Origin of the sequence: Domibacillus sp. DTU_2020_1001157_1_SI_ALB_TIR_016 (assembly GCF_032341995.1) — a bacterium.
GTDB classification, from domain to species: Bacteria; Bacillota; Bacilli; order Bacillales; family Domibacillaceae; genus Domibacillus; species Domibacillus indicus_A.
The window spans coordinates 2,633,018-2,648,382 of the sequence record NZ_CP135439.1 but is presented as its reverse complement, the minus strand read 5'-3'; the positions used below and the strand labels follow the sequence as shown (position 1 = coordinate 2,648,382).

The 15,365-nt window shown below is 43.6% G+C and carries 19 protein-coding genes; 11 read left to right on the top strand and 8 right to left on the bottom strand.

Features of this window, described 5'->3' with window-relative positions; genetic code table 11:
- Positions 1 to 293 precede the first annotated feature (293 nt).
- Positions 294 to 1,682: a class II fumarate hydratase gene (gene fumC, locus RRU94_RS21620; protein WP_315692935.1), complete on the top strand. Its 1,389-nt coding sequence runs from the start codon at positions 294 to 296 to the stop codon at positions 1,680 to 1,682.
- 49 nt (positions 1,683 to 1,731) lie between these two features.
- Here the strand turns inward: fumC and RRU94_RS21615 are convergent, their stop codons facing one another.
- Positions 1,732 to 1,935: an alpha/beta-type small acid-soluble spore protein gene (locus RRU94_RS21615; RefSeq protein WP_242232420.1), complete on the bottom strand. Its 204-nt coding sequence runs from the start codon at positions 1,933 to 1,935 to the stop codon at positions 1,732 to 1,734.
- 270 nt (positions 1,936 to 2,205) lie between these two features.
- On the opposite strand from RRU94_RS21615, the gene RRU94_RS21610 reads away from it, so the two are divergent.
- From RRU94_RS21610 to RRU94_RS21600, 3 genes are all read left to right on the top strand, one after another.
- Entirely contained in the window at positions 2,206 to 2,469 is a 264-nt protein-coding gene (locus RRU94_RS21610) for a metal-sensitive transcriptional regulator (RefSeq protein ID WP_242232419.1), read from the top strand.
- Between the two features lie 61 nt (positions 2,470 to 2,530).
- Positions 2,531 to 3,670: a DUF445 domain-containing protein gene (locus tag RRU94_RS21605; protein ID WP_315692933.1), complete on the top strand. Its 1,140-nt coding sequence runs from the start codon at positions 2,531 to 2,533 to the stop codon at positions 3,668 to 3,670.
- Positions 3,671 to 3,751: 81 nt separating this feature from the next.
- Complete coding sequence (locus tag RRU94_RS21600; RefSeq protein WP_315692932.1) at positions 3,752 to 4,549, top strand: enoyl-CoA hydratase; 798 nt, start codon at positions 3,752 to 3,754, stop codon at positions 4,547 to 4,549.
- A gap of 13 nt (positions 4,550 to 4,562) precedes the next feature.
- Here RRU94_RS21600 and RRU94_RS21595 read toward each other — a convergent pair whose 3' ends face one another.
- Positions 4,563 to 4,757, bottom strand: a complete 195-nt coding sequence (locus RRU94_RS21595; protein ID WP_315692931.1) for a YhzD family protein — start codon at positions 4,755 to 4,757, stop codon at positions 4,563 to 4,565.
- Positions 4,758 to 4,886: 129 nt separating this feature from the next.
- On the opposite strand from RRU94_RS21595, the gene yhaM reads away from it, so the two are divergent.
- Positions 4,887 to 5,831, top strand: a complete 945-nt coding sequence (gene yhaM / locus RRU94_RS21590; protein WP_315692930.1) for a 3'-5' exoribonuclease YhaM — start codon at positions 4,887 to 4,889, stop codon at positions 5,829 to 5,831.
- 30 nt (positions 5,832 to 5,861) lie between these two features.
- Here yhaM and RRU94_RS21585 read toward each other — a convergent pair whose 3' ends face one another.
- The 5 genes from RRU94_RS21585 to RRU94_RS21565 all read right to left on the bottom strand — a co-directional run bounded on the left by RRU94_RS21585 (position 5,862) and on the right by RRU94_RS21565 (position 9,167).
- On the bottom strand, positions 5,862 to 6,842 hold the full coding sequence (locus RRU94_RS21585) for a peptidylprolyl isomerase (RefSeq protein WP_315692929.1): 981 nt from the start codon (positions 6,840 to 6,842) through the stop codon (positions 5,862 to 5,864).
- 107 nt (positions 6,843 to 6,949) lie between these two features.
- A complete protein-coding gene (locus tag RRU94_RS21580; RefSeq protein WP_242232413.1) occupies positions 6,950 to 7,138 on the bottom strand; it encodes a hypothetical protein in 189 nt (62 codons plus the stop codon).
- A gap of 412 nt (positions 7,139 to 7,550) precedes the next feature.
- On the bottom strand, positions 7,551 to 8,144 hold the full coding sequence (locus tag RRU94_RS21575) for an HTH-type transcriptional regulator Hpr (protein WP_396120256.1): 594 nt from the start codon (positions 8,142 to 8,144) through the stop codon (positions 7,551 to 7,553).
- Between the two features lie 139 nt (positions 8,145 to 8,283).
- Positions 8,284 to 8,655, bottom strand: a complete 372-nt coding sequence (locus RRU94_RS21570; RefSeq protein ID WP_315692928.1) for a YtxH domain-containing protein — start codon at positions 8,653 to 8,655, stop codon at positions 8,284 to 8,286.
- A 101-nt stretch (positions 8,656 to 8,756) separates the two neighbouring features.
- Entirely contained in the window at positions 8,757 to 9,167 is a 411-nt protein-coding gene (locus RRU94_RS21565) for an HIT family protein (RefSeq protein WP_315692927.1), read from the bottom strand.
- A gap of 129 nt (positions 9,168 to 9,296) precedes the next feature.
- On the opposite strand from RRU94_RS21565, the gene RRU94_RS21560 reads away from it, so the two are divergent.
- From RRU94_RS21560 to RRU94_RS21550, 3 genes are all read left to right on the top strand, one after another.
- Positions 9,297 to 10,034 (top strand): ABC transporter ATP-binding protein, encoded by a 738-nt coding sequence (locus RRU94_RS21560; RefSeq protein WP_315692925.1) that lies wholly within the window; start codon positions 9,297 to 9,299, stop codon positions 10,032 to 10,034.
- Positions 10,031 to 11,239, top strand: coding sequence for an ABC transporter permease (locus RRU94_RS21555; RefSeq protein ID WP_315692924.1), 1,209 nt, complete (start codon positions 10,031 to 10,033; stop codon positions 11,237 to 11,239). The genes RRU94_RS21560 and RRU94_RS21555 overlap by 4 nt, the downstream gene beginning before the upstream one ends.
- Before the next feature lie 70 nt (positions 11,240 to 11,309).
- Positions 11,310 to 11,891, top strand: coding sequence for a phosphatase PAP2 family protein (locus RRU94_RS21550; protein WP_315692923.1), 582 nt, complete (start codon positions 11,310 to 11,312; stop codon positions 11,889 to 11,891).
- A 37-nt stretch (positions 11,892 to 11,928) separates the two neighbouring features.
- Here the strand turns inward: RRU94_RS21550 and RRU94_RS21545 are convergent, their stop codons facing one another.
- Positions 11,929 to 12,435 (bottom strand): antibiotic biosynthesis monooxygenase family protein, encoded by a 507-nt coding sequence (locus tag RRU94_RS21545; protein ID WP_315692922.1) that lies wholly within the window; start codon positions 12,433 to 12,435, stop codon positions 11,929 to 11,931.
- A gap of 177 nt (positions 12,436 to 12,612) precedes the next feature.
- Here RRU94_RS21545 and hemE point away from each other — a divergent pair, with 177 nt between their 5' ends.
- From hemE to RRU94_RS21530, 3 genes are all read left to right on the top strand, one after another.
- Positions 12,613 to 13,644, top strand: coding sequence for a uroporphyrinogen decarboxylase (hemE, locus tag RRU94_RS21540; RefSeq protein ID WP_315692921.1), 1,032 nt, complete (start codon positions 12,613 to 12,615; stop codon positions 13,642 to 13,644).
- Between the two features lie 77 nt (positions 13,645 to 13,721).
- On the top strand, positions 13,722 to 14,666 hold the full coding sequence (gene hemH / locus RRU94_RS21535) for a ferrochelatase (RefSeq protein WP_315692920.1): 945 nt from the start codon (positions 13,722 to 13,724) through the stop codon (positions 14,664 to 14,666).
- Positions 14,667 to 14,783: 117 nt separating this feature from the next.
- Entirely contained in the window at positions 14,784 to 15,356 is a 573-nt protein-coding gene (locus RRU94_RS21530) for a TetR/AcrR family transcriptional regulator (protein ID WP_315692919.1), read from the top strand.
- Positions 15,357 to 15,365 lie beyond the last annotated feature (9 nt).

Below are 15,365 nucleotides of genomic sequence, written 5' to 3'. Positions count from 1 at the left end.
AAGGTCTTTTTTGGTTTATTAGAGCATAGATACAATCCATGATATGACAACGATAGCCCCAATGATCATTAAAATTGTTCTTAACATTCCGTTCACCCCACGCTTTATTTTGTTATACATAAGATTCCCTAAGGAGTGACAGCTTAAACGCAGAGAAGCAAAATGTTCAAGAATAAGAAGCATCCGTTCGTATATTGGTTTAGGGAAATAAACTACTTTTTTAAGATTTTGGGAATGATGGAGGGAAAAGCGGGAAAAGTGTAACGAGATACTATATTAAAGGAGGATACATAATGAACACTCGAATCGAACGGGATACGATTGGGGAAATTCAGGTACCGGCGGATAAATACTGGGGTGCACAAACACAGCGGAGCTTAGAAAATTTTCCGATTGGCACGGAAAAAATGCCAATAGAAATGATTTACGCCTTTGCTCATTTAAAAAAGGCGGCTGCCATTGTAAACGAAAGTCTTGGAAAGCTGCCCGAAGAAAAAATGAGTGCGATTTCGGCAGCTTGTGACGATATTCTGAACGGTGATATTGGTCCCGAGCATTTCCCGCTGGTCGTCTGGCAGACCGGAAGCGGCACGCAATCGAATATGAACGTAAATGAGGTTGTAGCACGGCGCGCCTCTGAAATCTCAGGGAAAGAAGAGTTTATTCACCCAAATGACGATGTAAATATGTCACAGAGTTCGAATGACACGTTTCCGACCGCCATGCACATTGCTTTGTATGATGAAACCGAAAAGCGTTTAAAACCGGCCCTAAAGCAATTTAAAAAAACCTTAAAGAAAAAAGAAAAAGCATTTATGGATATAATCAAAATCGGCCGTACCCATTTGCAGGATGCAACACCTTTATCCCTTGGGCAGGAAATATCCGGCTGGCGGCACATGATCGTCCGCAGTATCGATATGATTAAACTGGCCCAGCGGGAGCTGCTTTACCTGGCAATTGGCGGTACAGCGGTTGGTACCGGTATTAATGCCCATCCATCATTTGGTGAAAAAACAGCCGAACAGCTGGAAAAACAAATGGGCTATCCGTTTATTTCATCTCCTAATAAATTTCATGCACTGACAAGCCACGATGAAATTGTTTTTTTTCACGGCGCATTAAAATCGCTGGCAGCAGATGCAATGAAAATTGCCAATGATGTAAGATGGCTTGCCAGCGGGCCAAGAAGCGGTATTGGAGAGCTGACGATTCCGGCGAATGAGCCGGGAAGCTCGATCATGCCTGGAAAGGTAAACCCGACCCAAAGTGAAGCGCTGACGATGGCTGCTGTCCAGGTATTTGGCAATGATGCTGCGGTTGGATTTGCAGCGAGCCAGGGAAACTTTGAATTAAATGTGTTTAAGCCAGTTATTGTGTATAATACGCTGCAGTCGATTCGTCTTTTAGCTGACGGTATTGTCTCATTTGATGAACGATGTGCAGTCGGTATTGAAGCGAATATGGGACGTATCCAATCTTTAATGGAGCAGTCGCTGATGCTTGTAACGGCTTTAAACCCGCACATCGGTTATGAAAAAGCAGCAAGTATTGCGAAATCCGCTCACCAAAAGGGAACCACTTTAAAAGAAGCCGCTCTTGCATCCGGTTATGTAACCGAGGAGCAATATGAGCAGTGGATTGACCCGGGGAAAATGGTAAATCTGCCGAAAAAGAAATAAAAAACAATCCGCCTCAATATTTGAGGCGGATTGCTGGGTCATTACCCTATTACTTTTGGAAGCCGTTTAGTTGCTGTTCAGCCATGCGCACCAAACGTTTTGTGATTTCGCCACCAACTGAACCGTTAGCGCGTGATGTAGCGTCAGCACCTAGCTGTACACCAAATTCAGAAGCGATTTCGTACTTCATTTGGTCGATAGCTTGTTGTGCTCCTGGTGCAAGTAATTGGTTAGAACTGTTGTTGTTTGCCATAACTGTTCATCTCCCTATTTTTTAATTGGCCGGGTACTAACGGAGTTGCACCGCTACGATAAATCGTCCGGACTGCCGGATAAGACCCGCTGTTGATTGTAATCCTAGTATGGATTGAACTCTTTTCTTTATCCGCAATATTTGTAGGTAGTTGTTTCCACTAAAGGAAAATGCCTGTGGCAAGCGTTTTGGAAAGGGCTGTGCTATACTATGGATACAAAAAAACTGGCTTATAAAGTAAAAAGGGAGAGCAGAACGGGGAGATGGACGATGAAAACATACAATCGTGATGTGAAAAATCGGCTGAGCCGTATTGAAGGCCAAGTGCGCGGAGTTATGAAAATGGTGGAGGAAGACAAAGACTGCCGTGAAGTTGTCACGCAGCTTTCCGCCATTCGTTCCGCAGTCGACCGTTCAATCGGCTTAATTGTCGCGCAAAACCTGGAAGCATGTATTCGCAGTGCCCATGAAAACGGCGAAAAAGCCGATGATGCCATTCAAGCAGCAGTGAATATGATTGTAAAAAGCAGATGAAAAAACGATGCCGGCTCCCATTGGAACGGCATCGTTTTTTATAAAGAAAGGCGGGAAAACGTTGGGCATATTGTGGCTGGTATTGTTTATGGGTGTGATTGGAGCGCTGATCGGCGGTATAACAAATGCTATAGCGATCCGTATGTTGTTTCGGCCATATAAGGAATACTACATTGGCAAATGGCGCGTTCCCTTTACACCAGGGCTGATTCCAAAAAGAAAAGCGGAGCTTGCCAGGCAGATCGGAAAAGTGGTGGATGAACATCTGCTTACGCCAAGCAGTATTGAACAAAAGATGATAGAACCTGAATTTCGGGAAGAAATAAGAGCGGTTGTACAGACAGAGGCGAAAAAGTGGCTTCGGTCGGAGATCACGATTGCTGAGATCTTTCAAAAAGCACACATTTCACAGCCAGAGAAAAAAATAGAAGCACATCTTAAAAAATGGGTGGATGAAAAATACGCAAGCATAAAAGATTTTTACACAGATCAGCCTGTTAAAGAATCACTGCCGGCTGAGTGGCTGGACCGGGCAGAAGCAAAAATACCCGACATTTCATCATACCTTTTAACAAAAGGAGCTGATTATTTTTCCAGTGAAGAAGGGCGGCACCGGGTAAAACGGATGACAAACGATTTTTTATCTGAATGGGGACGAATCGGCAGCATGATTCGGATGGTGGTAGGCAATACATCTCTCGAAGAAAAAATTCGTCTGGAGATTGTAAAGTTTTTTACAAGTCCGGGAGCAAAAGATTTGGTCAATACCATGCTGAAAAACGAATGGGAACGAATGATTGACTGGAAATGGTCACACATACTTGAACATTTTTCAGATGAAAAAGCGCTTCAAAAAACGAAAGTGTTTATCTTCAATCAGCTTAATATAGAAGAATTATTGAACCGGCCAGTATCTCTTTATTTGGCGCCATATGAAGACAAGCTCATACGTGACTTTGTTCCAAAGCTTGCGGAGGAAGGATTGGCAAGAGCAGCAAAGCGCGTTCCTTCTATTATGCAAAAGCTGAAAATTGACAGTATTGTCCGCAGCCAGATTGAAGCATTTTCAACTGAACGGCTCGAAAGAATTGTTCTTGAAATTGCTCATCGTGAATTAAAAATGATTACATGGCTCGGAGCTCTGCTTGGCGGCTTAATCGGCATTTTGCAGGCTTTGGTTATGTCAGCGTTCTCTTTATAAAGGGAACGTCTGTTTATTCAAAATACTTCAAATTTTGGCTCCTTTTCGGTATGATAAAAGTGAAAAAGGGGAGGCGGCAAAATGAGATATGTACTTTGTTCCATTGAACACGAAACAGCTTATATTGATTTGAATCGTCCAAATGTGCTGAATGCCCTCAACGTGGATATGCTGAAAGAACTGTGCAGCTGTTTAAAAGAAATCAGCCGGAATGATGAAGTGGATATAGTCATTTTATCAGGGACAGGCCCTGTATTTTCAGCAGGCGGAGACATAAAAGAAATGCTGTCGGCAGCGAATGAAATGCCATTTGAGCCCGTTATGGAACTTATCTCAGACATCGCCCTTTATTTTTATACCATGCCGAAGCTGACGATCGCAGCGATTCATGGAGCAGCTGCTGGGCTTGCATTAAGCATTGCTTTAGCAGCGGATTTTGTTTTATGCGAAACGGATTCCAGGCTTGCTGTGAATTTTATTGAAATAGGTCTTATACCAGACGGAGGCGGACATTTTATGCTTGAGAACCGGCTCGGTGCTGCAAAAGCCAAGAAAATCATTTGGGACGGCAAAGTGATCAGCGGAGCGGAAGCAGCGGAGATCGGACTGGCAGACCGTTCTGTCATGCCCGGCACTGTTGGGAAAGAAGTGGAATATTTAATTAAAGAATTACAGCAAAAGCCTATCCAAGCCATGATCAAGACAAAGAAAATTATGGCAGATATGAACAGACCGCAGCTGTTAAAAACGTTAGAGCTTGAAAAGCAGGGGCAGTTGAAAATGCGGAGAAGCACCGACCATCAGGAAGGAATAGCGGCATTTTTAGAAAAAAGAAAGCCGGTATTTAACCGGCGGACAAAGGGCGCATTCATTAATTGAATGCGCTTTCTGCTTACTCAGTATGAAAAAGCAGCAATCTCCCGTCCGAAGACGTACAACGATATGTTTTATCCTCACCGGCGAGCTTTTGAATCAGCTCAAAGCTGTGTGTTTTTGCTGCTTCGTCTGAATCCGCTTCAAAGGACTGATCGAGCAGCTTTTTTCCGTTTTTTTCGAAGACAGTCAGCTTATACATGTTCAGCTTCAATCCCCCTTTATGTTGTTTCAATCATTGTATAAAATAAGGATGAAACAAAAAAGAGGCAGGAACAAGAAAGAACATATGATCTGTGGTATAATAGAAAGAAACGATGCAGGGAATAAGGAGGACGGTGCAATGGGAAAAGGCATTACACAGTATGAAGCAGGAGAAAGTGTTGACTGCTTTCTGATGATCCGCTCAGCGGTAAAAAGCACAGCGGTTAATGGAAATCCGTATTTAACGCTTATGCTTCAAGATACAAGCGGAGAAATTGAAGCAAAGCTATGGGATGCAAAAGAAGAAACAATCAAAATGTATACGCCTCAGACGATCGTAAAAGTGGCGGGAGATATTCAAAATTACCGGGGCCGTATGCAGCTGAAGCTTCGGCAGATTCGTCCAGCTTCTCCACAGGACGGAATGGATGCGGGTGACTTCGTTGAAACAGCGCCGCTCAGCCAGGAAGAGATGACGGAAACGATTACCCAGTTTATTTTTGAAATGAAAAATCCTCATATTCAGCGTATTACACGCGCGCTGTTGAAAAAATACCATCAGCCGTTTTTAGAGTATCCGGCTGCAACAAAAAACCATCACGAATTTGTTTCCGGGCTTGCATACCATGTTGTATCAATGCTGCAGCTGGCAAAGTCCATTGCCGATCTTTATCCATCGCTTGACCGTGACTTGCTGTATGCGGGTGTGATTTTACATGACCTTGGCAAAGTCATTGAACTTTCAGGGCCGGTAGCGACAACGTACACAGCAGAAGGAAACTTAATCGGTCATATTTCCATTATGGTCAATGAAATCGGCCAGATGGCGAAAGAGCTTGGTATTGAAGGAGAAGAAGTGATGGTGCTTCAGCATATTGTGCTGTCTCATCATGGAAAAGCAGAGTGGGGGAGCCCGAAGCCTCCGATGATCAAAGAAGCGGAAATGCTTCACTATATTGACAATCTTGACGCTAAAATGAATATGCTCGACCGTGCGCTCGAACGGACGAAGCCGGGCGAGTTTACTGAACGGATTTTTCCGCTGGATAACCGAACTTTTTACAAGCCGCGCTTTTCGAATTAAGAAAAAAGCACCCGTATGGGTGCTTTTTTGTTATTTTGCTTCTTCTGTCTGAGCAGCATCGCTGTTTGTTGTATCTTCTGTTGTAGAGGCATTGTCTTTTGTTGTGGTTCCTTCTTCAGTTGGAACAGTTTCCTCTGTCGTTGTAGCGTCTTCCGTGTCAAAAGCGCCTTTAAAGTCTTCGTCTTTCACTTCTACATCAGCGTCTTTCATCACTTTATCCAGCTTTTCTTGAAGCGCTGCAGAGTCTACTTTAGATTTTTTTAGTTCTTCTGTCATTTGGCTCTTCATTTTTTCAAATGAAGCTTTTTCTTTTTGATCCGTAATTTTAATGATATGGTAGCCATAATCTGATTTAACCGGCTCACTTACTTGATTTACTTTCAAAGTGCTCAGTGCTTTTGTAAATTCAGGTACAAATTGCGCGCGGCCGGCATTGTCGATCCAGCCAAGGCTGCCGCCATTTTCGGCAGATCCGGTATCCGTTGAATATTCTTTCGCAAGTTCCGCAAAGTCGCCGCCATCAGCCAATTTCTGCTTTACTTCTTTTGCTTTGGCTTCATCTTCTACAAGAATGTGGCTGACTTGAATTTCCGGCTGCCATGAATCGTAATATTCTTTGACTTCTTTATCCGTTACTTTTATATCGGCAAGCGCTGCTTTTTCACGAAGAAGCTCGAGCTTTAGGAATTCTTTAAAGCCATCTTCATCAAGTCCGTATTGAGCCAAGAACATTTCATACTGGTCGCCCAGCTGTTCTTTTGCCGTTTTAACTTCTTTATCAAGCTCTTCATCCGTCACTTCATATTTGTCGGAAAGAACTTTTTTCTGCATTAGTTCCTGCAGGGCCTGTTCCATTTGCGGGCCGTATTTTTCTTTCATTTCTGCGTAAAGCTCCATGTCCGTTACGTCGCCAGCTTTTGATGTAGCGATAACGTTTCCTTCACTGTTTCCACAGCCGGAAAGCGCCAGCACGCCTGCTGCAAGCGATAATGGCAATGCCCATTTCTTCATGCAAAAAACAACTCCCTAATGTTCATTTAATCTCTATTCCACAGACAACTATAACACAGTTGCCGGCTTGGGAAAAGAAAAGACCCGTCTTCTGAAAAAGAACAGGCCTATACATATAATATTTCAATGTAAGAAGAGCAAAGTAAAATAACCATTAAAATATTTACGGTCCGGAATATTTTTTCATGCCGCTCTTCCGGAATTTCCTTTTGAATACACAGTAAGTTTGTCATTCGATTTATATGATACAAAATAAAGACGGAGAAAAGAATAAATGTAATAATTAATGCCGCCATATGATGCCCCCTCTGTAAGCTCTGTACCTTTAACTATATCAAAAGGTCGAAAAAATTGAAAATAGAACCCGCTTATAATGCTTCTATGAATCCATTTATTTCGATACCAGTACTTCCATTAATGCCTAATCATTGCATGGTCGGGGAAAGAAGACGAAGCTTCTCAGAAAGAAATTCAAGCAGAACCTTGCTGGCATAGACGGGCAGCGGTTTTTACACGGTCATATCAAAAAAGATTCCTTTAAGCGAACAGCTTTGAAAGAGAACAGGGTGTTAAGATTGGCCGGCCAGGACGTCTGCGGCAGGCTGGACCAATCAGGATAAAAAGCGGGGAACTGTTTGTTTGAACGGATTCGGAGAAAAAGAACGAACCGCTTTTCCCGCATAAAAAAGCATCCGGCCAGCAGTCTGCTTACTCGGACGCCTGTGAACGTTTAGCCCGCTTTAACTCTCCGTTTTCTTCATCGAAGTCCCGTTCGATATTGTGAATAGAGGTCTCAAAAATATTCATAAAATCATCCCCATAAATATTTCTAATAATCGCCATTAGTTCGACCATATCGGGGAACTTTCCAAATAATTCGCGCAGCGGCGCAGTACCAGAGAAGACGAGGTTGGATTCAGGATCATACTGCTCCATTAAATCAAAAATTAATTCTTGGCCGGCAGGCGTAATTTCGATATATGTATTTCGTTTGTCATCTTCTTTTTTAGAAAATGTCAAAAGACCGCGTTCCTCTAGTTTTTTAGAGAAGTTAAACGCCGTAGATACATGCATAACACCAAAATTAGCCACATCGGAGATAGAAGCCCCTTGTAAATGATGAGCAATCCATAAAATATGGTGTTCGTTAATATTTAAATCATAAGGTTTAATCCAGCGCTGCCAGTCTTTTTCGACTGCTTTCCATAGCGCTTTTGAAAGCTGGGCCATCCGCTGGCTGAACATAAATGCTTCTTTCATTGTATAATGATGGGTCGATGCAGAATCGTTTGCTTTATGAATGTCGTCCACCTCAAATCTATTATTTTATTGCTTTATATTATGCCAATAAAATAAAAAAATAGAAAGAGGAAATTAACGAAAATTTTTGAATAAGCTGAAAAATAAAATAAACGAAAAGGGAATTCCCTTTTCGTTTATTTTATTTGCCTGAGCCCGGCGGCTGCGGCAGAGTTTCCTGCAGGTCTTCAACGGTATGTTGAATATTGGAAATTTCTTTTTGAAGTGTTTTAACATTTGGCTCAATACTTTCTTTCCAAAGAGCCGCATTTGTTTTTAAACTATTTACTTTTTCAGGCACTTCCTGTTTCGCTGTTTGAACAAGATGCTTAACGGACTCTTTTACCTGGCCGGCATTATCCTTGATTTCCATCGAAGCCAGCTTGGCGGATACTTGCTTGTTTTTTAAATTTTTACGTGTTTCCTGTCCGCTTGCCGGCGCATTCAACAGCGCTGCCGCCGCACCGCCGGCAAGTCCAGCTGCAAATCCTGCAAATAGGGCTTTCTTATTCATGTTTTCCACCTCTTTAGTCATGTTATTCGTATCTACTCATACATATATGAATTATCGTTCCCGAAAAAAGAATCGGACAAACATCGGTCAGCGGCTTCTTCTTAAAGGCGAGAATGGATCAAAGAAGCAATTTGCGCTAAATCGTACTGGCCATTACTTTCTTTAAATGAAGGATGGAAGCCGTCATCTGTTCCGTAACGCGGAATTAAGTGCATATGGTAATGGAAAACCGTCTGTCCGGCTGTTTCACCGTTATTGTTTAATAAATTCAACCCTTTAGGAGAGAAGGCAGCTTGAATGGCCTTCGCTACTTTCTGTACCGATTCGAAGAAAGGGCCGGCTGTTTCTGAGTGAAGCTCGAAAAGGTTTTCATGATGTGCTTTTGGGATCACCAGTGTATGGCCTTTTGTTACCTGGCTGATATCGAGAAAAGCATAGACATTTTCGTCTTCATATACTTTTGCTGACGGAATGTCTCCTTTTATAATTTTACAAAATATGCAGTTGTCCATGATTCAGCACTCCTTTTATGTATTGGCTAAGAAAAGTGTAGCATACATTCCAGGTGCAGGGAACTATGTGCAAAAGGGATAATTTTGATATGATACGGGTAACGATTTGAGGAGAAAGGACGTTTTCGAATGTCATTATTATCTGTGGAAAATATTACCGGAGGATATACCCGGAAACCAGTACTGCACGACGTTTCATTTCAAGTCGGCAAGGGCGAGCTTGTCGGGCTGATCGGATTAAACGGAGCCGGTAAAAGTACAGCTATCAAGCATATTATTGGCTTAATGGAGCCGACGAAAGGAAGCGTTTCGATCAATGGGCGCACTCTTGAAGAAAATCCATCCGTGTACCGGCGCCAGTTTTCATTTATACCGGAAACACCGGTGCTTTATGATGAGCTGACACTTGAGGAACATATGCGGTTAACAGCCGCTGCTTATGGCTTATCAGAAGCGGAGTATGAAAAACGCATCGGCCCGCTTTTAAAAGAATTTCGTCTCGATGCAAAGATGAAATGGTTTCCGGCTCACTTTTCAAAAGGAATGAAACAGAAAGTGATGATTATGGGCGCGTTTTTAACGGAACCGGCACTTTATATTATCGATGAGCCATTTGTAGGACTTGACCCGCTCGGTATCCGTTCGCTTCTCGATCTAATGGATAACATGAAAAGAAGCGGTGCGGGCATTTTAATGTCCACACACATCTTGGCGACGGCGGAAAAGTATTGTGACAGATTTGTGATTTTACATGAAGGGCACGTGCGTGCGAAAGGCACAATGGAAGAGCTGCGCCGTAATTTCAGTATGCCGGGCGCTGCACTGGATGATATTTATGTAGAATTGACGAAGGAAGCAGCACTATGAATTTTTCAGCGAACGATTTGTTTAAAGAACGTGCTTCTGCATATTATGCGGAAATCCGCAAGTATACACGTTATATGTTTAATGATCATCTGGCTTTTGTGCTCGTTTTTGCGCTTGGGGCGGTTTTGTACTATTACAGCGGCTGGATACGCACCATTGATGAATCATTTCCGGCCCCTTTTATTATGGCAGCTGTGCTCGGTGCCGTGCTTGCCTGGAGCCCCGTTTACACCTATATAAAGCCGCCTGATACGGTGTACCTGCTTCCGCTTGAAAGTGAGTTGAAAGCTTATTTTCAAAAAGCGGTGTGGACGAGCTTTGCAGCACAAAGCTATGTACTCATTGCGCTGTTAGCTTTTGCTATGCCGATGTACGCAAAAGCCGCGGGAACAGGATATGAAAACTTTTTTGTATTTTTAGGCGCTGTTTTGGCCGCGAAGATCTGGAATTTATTTTGTCGTTTTCGTGCGTTAAACACGCTGACAGGCCAAACACGAACAATGGATATAGCAGTTCGTTTTCTGCTGAATGTCACTTTTCTATTGGCTGTTTTTTTAACGGAGTATGTATGGGCCGGTGCCGCTGTGCTGCTTGGACTGCTATGGCTGTTTTATATAAGACGGATCGGAAACCGTCCTTTAAAATGGGAACTGCTGGCTGAGCTTGAAGGAAAAAGAATGGCGGCTTTTTACCGGCTGGCGAATATGTTTACAGATGTGCCGCATTTGCGTGGAACGGTAAAGCGCCGTGCCTGGCTGGATGGCCTGCTGCCGGGACCCGAAAAGGGCACGTACACGTATCTGCTTTTCCGGACCTTTGTGCGGATGAATGAATATATTGGATTGTTTGTCCGGCTGACTGTGATCGCTGCATTGATTATGACCTTAAGCGGCCTGCTGCCGATTCAGCTCATTTCTGCGCTGCTCTTTTTGTACTTAACCGGATTTCAATTACTGCCTATTTGGGCCAAACACGGCTATCTGATCTGGCCGAAACTTTATCCGGAAGGGGAAGAAGGAAAACAAAGGGCACTTCAGCTTTTACTGATGCGTGTACTGCTGATTCAATCGGTTGTATTCGGCATTGCCGCTCTGTCAGGCGGATGGCTGGAAGCCGCTATTGTTTTGTCTGCGTCTGTTACGTTCACGCTTTTCTTTGTTTGGATATACACACCAGGTCGGTTGAAAAAAATGAATCGCTTTTAAAAAAGGATTTTGTATGGCACTAGTTCATTGGTCATGCTACACTGTTGAAAAACATACAGGGGTGTAGAGGTTGCTCTGGATTAGTTTAGCTTGTTTGACTGTATTTGCGGTTTTATTGTTTGGATTTGATTCTGGCTGGGCATCAGGCATCGACCGCGCTATGCTAGATGCTTTTGATGGAGATTCTTTTTTTGCCCATTTCAGCGTGCTTGGATCTCAAGCTGTTTTAAGCGGAGGGGCTATTCTGCTTATTGTATTTCTGTTTTGGAAGCGAAACATAGCAGGTATGACGGCCGTTTTGATTGGTGTAGGACTCGGAAATGTACTAAATAAAGCATTGAAAGAGTGGGTCGCCCGCGAGCGGCCGCCCTTTCCACATGGAGAAGATGGGTTCAGCTTTGTAAGCGGTCATGCCATGATTGGTCTTATTTTTTATTTGTTTGTGGCCTACTTTCTTTGTTTATATGTGAAAAAAACCATGTCTTTTTATGCGGCTGCACTGCTGCTTGCCTTTTTAGCAGGCGCCAGCCGGGTAGCGGGTCATGCCCACTATGCAACGGATGTAGCAGCTGGCTGGCTGCTGGGCGGCGGAATTTTTCTGCTGATTGCTTTTTTCTTAAACAAGCGGCTTAATCGCCGCCTTCAAGCATAAAAACGGCAAGAAGCCAGGGGATACCCCCTGGCTGTTATTATTCGTTTGGAATAGTAAAGGTTGTTACGTAAGATTCACCGGAAAAGATATTTGGCTTTTTATCAAGCCCGCCTTCGGTACCACGCTTTTTGTGTGCTTCATTAAATGCCTGGGAGGATTTCCAATTTTCAAACGACGCCGAATCTTCCCATTGTGTAAAAATAACGTACGTATCTGATTTAATTGGGCGCAGAACTCTAATTGAGAGAAATCCTGGCTGATTCTCAATCGCACCTGCCCGGTTTTTAAAGCGGTGTTCAAATAAAGGGCGGCCTTCGTCCGTTACAGGGATATTGTTTAAAACAACATAACCGCGGTTTACCAGTTCTCCAGAAGCATCCACGACTTCATAGCGGCGCGGGGTTGAAAAAACTGTTTTGCCGCTTGTTTCATGAACAAGGGCCGCACCCTGGGCACCGTCCATCAGTAAAATATTTTCTTTACTGTGCTTTTTCTGGATGGTTTTTAAAAAGTCATACGTTCCGGTTGTAATAAACACATTCATCTCCAATCACCTCACGTTCTAGTATATCTTTTTTTGTACCCTTCTTTCCAATTTCCACACATTATTTTGGCAAATTTGCGAACAGTACACCTCTTTAGTGAAAAGTACCATATTGTAAGCTATAATACATAATAGTAATTCTAATCTGTCATAGTTGAAAGGTGGCTCTCAATCCATATGAGGCATTTGAATGATACATTTTTAAAAGCGGCACGGGGAGAAAAAACAGACTATACACCTGTCTGGTTTATGCGCCAGGCAGGACGTTCACAGCCGGAATACCGGAAGCTGAAGGAAAAATATTCGCTGTTTGAAATTACACACCATCCGGAAATTTGTGCGTATGTTACACGCCTGCCGGTTGAGCAGTACGATGTTGATGCAGCGATTCTTTATAAAGATATTATGTCCCCGCTTCCGTCTATTGGAGTGGATGTAGATATAAAATCTGGGATCGGCCCGGTGATATCAAATCCGATCCGCTCGCTGCAGGACGTAGAAAAACTTGGAGAGATCGACCCGGAAAGCGACGTGCCTTATGTGCTTGAGACCATCCGGCTGCTGACAGAAGAGCAGTTGAACGTCCCGTTAATTGGTTTTGCCGGTGCACCTTTTACGCTGGCCAGTTATATGATCGAAGGCGGACCATCCAAAAACTACAATAAAACAAAAGCATTTATGTACGCGGAGCCAAAAGCATGGTTCGCGCTTATGGATAAATTAGCGGACATGACGATTACATATGTTCGTTCCCAAGTTAAAGCAGGCGCCAAAGCCATACAGATTTTTGATTCGTGGGTAGGTGCGCTAAACGTATCTGATTACCGGACGTTTATTAAACCGGTGATGGAACGGATTTTCAGCGAGCTTCGTTCAGAAGGAGTGCCGCTGATTATGTTTGGAGTAGGCGCGAGCCATTTAGCAAAAGAGTGGCATGACCTTCCGCTTGATGTAGTCGGACTCGACTGGCGCACCCAAATCGCTGAAGCAAGGGAAATGGGCTTGACCAAAACGTTGCAGGGGAACTTGGACCCTGCCATTTTACTGGCTCCGTGGGAATTCATTGAAGAGCGCACGAAGGCGATTTTAGATCAGGGGCTGGCGTCACCGGGCCATATTTTCAATCTTGGGCACGGTGTATTCCCGGAAGTAAATCCAGATACGTTAAAGCGCCTGACTGCATTTGTTCATGAATATACAGCACGATAAGCCATTTATTTTAACGAATCTTTTTTTCATGTCATACTAGACAAAAGAAGCAATGAATCAAACGAGGTGGAAGCAGCATGACTAAAAAACAGATGGGCCTTCTTGTTATGGCGTACGGAACGCCTTACAAGGAAGAAGATATTGAACGATACTATACGCATATCCGGCACGGCCGCAAGCCGTCAGAGGAAGCGCTGGAAGATTTGCGAAGCCGCTATGAAGCCATTGGCGGTATTTCGCCGCTTGCTAAAATCACCGAAGAGCAGGCGCAGAAGCTTACAGATTTCTTAAACAATATGCAGCAGGAAATCGAATTTAAGCTGTATATTGGCTTAAAGCACATCGAGCCTTTTATTGAAGATGCTGTACATCAAATGAAGCAGGACGGCATTGAGGAAGCTGTTTCAATCGTATTGGCGCCGCACTTTTCTACGTTTAGTGTGAAGTCATATAATGAGCGGGCGGCTGAAGAGTCAGCGAATATTAACGGACCTTCCATTACGTCAATTGAAAGCTGGTATCAGGAGCCTAAATTTATTCAATACTGGGCAGATCAAATTGAAGCGACCCTCCAAACGATGAGTGAGGAAGAAAGAAAGAACTTTGTACTGATTGTGTCCGCACACAGCCTGCCGGAAAAAATCATTGCAGCGGGTGATCCATATCCACAGCAGCTGAAAGAAACAGCCGACTTAATTGCCGGCGCAGCGGGCGTTGAGCAGTATGCTGTTGGCTGGCAAAGTGCCGGCAATACGCCGGAGCCATGGATTGGGCCGGATGTTCAGGATTTAACGCGTGATTTATATGAGCAAAACGACTATAAAGCGTTTATGTATGTGCCGGCCGGATTTGTGGCGGATCATCTTGAAGTGCTGTACGATAATGATTATGAATGCCGGGTTGTTACAGATGAAATCGGTGCTGGATACTACCGTCCAGCCATGCCAAACGCCCGTCCGGAATTTATTGAGGCACTTGGTGCTGTAGTCATGAAGCACTTAAAGGAAGAAGGAAAACTATAACGTCTATCCCGCCGTTTTTCGGCGGGATTTTTTATTGACAAGCAAAGACGAGAAGCATAAAATAAGCATCAGAACTAAATGACCAAAATGTTATTTTGGTCAAAAAGAGGTGGAGAAGTGGCGTCGGAACGGAAAAAAGATATTATTGAAGCCGCAACAAAATCGTTTACAATGTTTGGCTACAAGGCCACCACAATGGATCAGGTGGCGAAACTGGCCAATGTCGGCAAAGGCACTATTTATACCTTTTTTAAAAATAAAGATGAATTATTTCAAGATATTTGGGTGACATTGATCGAAGAAATGAAAGAAGCGGCAGAAGCCGTCATTGACCCGGCACATTCCTTCCAGGAAAATGTTCATCTGGCGCTGTTTGAAATGCTTGTTTTCCGCACAAAGCATCAGCTTGCGATCAAGCTGTTCCAGGAAGAAAAGGAAATGGGTACACCCGCAGCAGCCGAGGCATTAAAAAAAATGGAAGATGCCATTGTCGCTTATATTGCCGCTAAAGTGAAAGAAGCGATGAAGAAAAATGAAATTGAGCAGACAGATCCTGAGATTGCCGCTTTTGTGATGCTGAAGCTTTATGTTACGCTCGTAGCGGACTGGGAGCGGCGCGGCCGCACGCTGTCAAAAGAAGAAATTGCTAAACTGTTTGAGCTGTTTATATTTAAAGGACTGTCCCGGTAAGGGGCTTTC

Excerpts from the sequence above, each read along its gene's own strand:
- fumC (WP_315692935.1), top strand. The coding sequence starts at position 294 with ATGAACACTCGAATCGAACGGGATACGATTGGGGAAATTCAGGTACCG.
- RRU94_RS21615 (WP_242232420.1), bottom strand. The coding sequence starts at position 1,935 with ATGGCAAACAACAACAGTTCTAACCAATTACTTGCACCAGGAGCACAA.
- RRU94_RS21610 (WP_242232419.1), top strand. The coding sequence starts at position 2,206 with ATGAAAACATACAATCGTGATGTGAAAAATCGGCTGAGCCGTATTGAA.
- RRU94_RS21600 (WP_315692932.1), top strand. The coding sequence starts at position 3,752 with ATGAGATATGTACTTTGTTCCATTGAACACGAAACAGCTTATATTGAT.
- yhaM (WP_315692930.1), top strand. The coding sequence starts at position 4,887 with ATGGGAAAAGGCATTACACAGTATGAAGCAGGAGAAAGTGTTGACTGC.
- RRU94_RS21585 (WP_315692929.1), bottom strand. The coding sequence starts at position 6,842 with ATGAAGAAATGGGCATTGCCATTATCGCTTGCAGCAGGCGTGCTGGCG.
- RRU94_RS21580 (WP_242232413.1), bottom strand. The coding sequence starts at position 7,138 with ATGGCGGCATTAATTATTACATTTATTCTTTTCTCCGTCTTTATTTTG.
- RRU94_RS21570 (WP_315692928.1), bottom strand. The coding sequence starts at position 8,655 with ATGAATAAGAAAGCCCTATTTGCAGGATTTGCAGCTGGACTTGCCGGC.
- RRU94_RS21565 (WP_315692927.1), bottom strand. The coding sequence starts at position 9,167 with ATGGACAACTGCATATTTTGTAAAATTATAAAAGGAGACATTCCGTCA.
- RRU94_RS21560 (WP_315692925.1), top strand. The coding sequence starts at position 9,297 with ATGTCATTATTATCTGTGGAAAATATTACCGGAGGATATACCCGGAAA.
- RRU94_RS21555 (WP_315692924.1), top strand. The coding sequence starts at position 10,031 with ATGAATTTTTCAGCGAACGATTTGTTTAAAGAACGTGCTTCTGCATAT.
- RRU94_RS21545 (WP_315692922.1), bottom strand. The coding sequence starts at position 12,435 with ATGAATGTGTTTATTACAACCGGAACGTATGACTTTTTAAAAACCATC.
- hemE (WP_315692921.1), top strand. The coding sequence starts at position 12,613 with ATGAGGCATTTGAATGATACATTTTTAAAAGCGGCACGGGGAGAAAAA.
- hemH (WP_315692920.1), top strand. The coding sequence starts at position 13,722 with ATGACTAAAAAACAGATGGGCCTTCTTGTTATGGCGTACGGAACGCCT.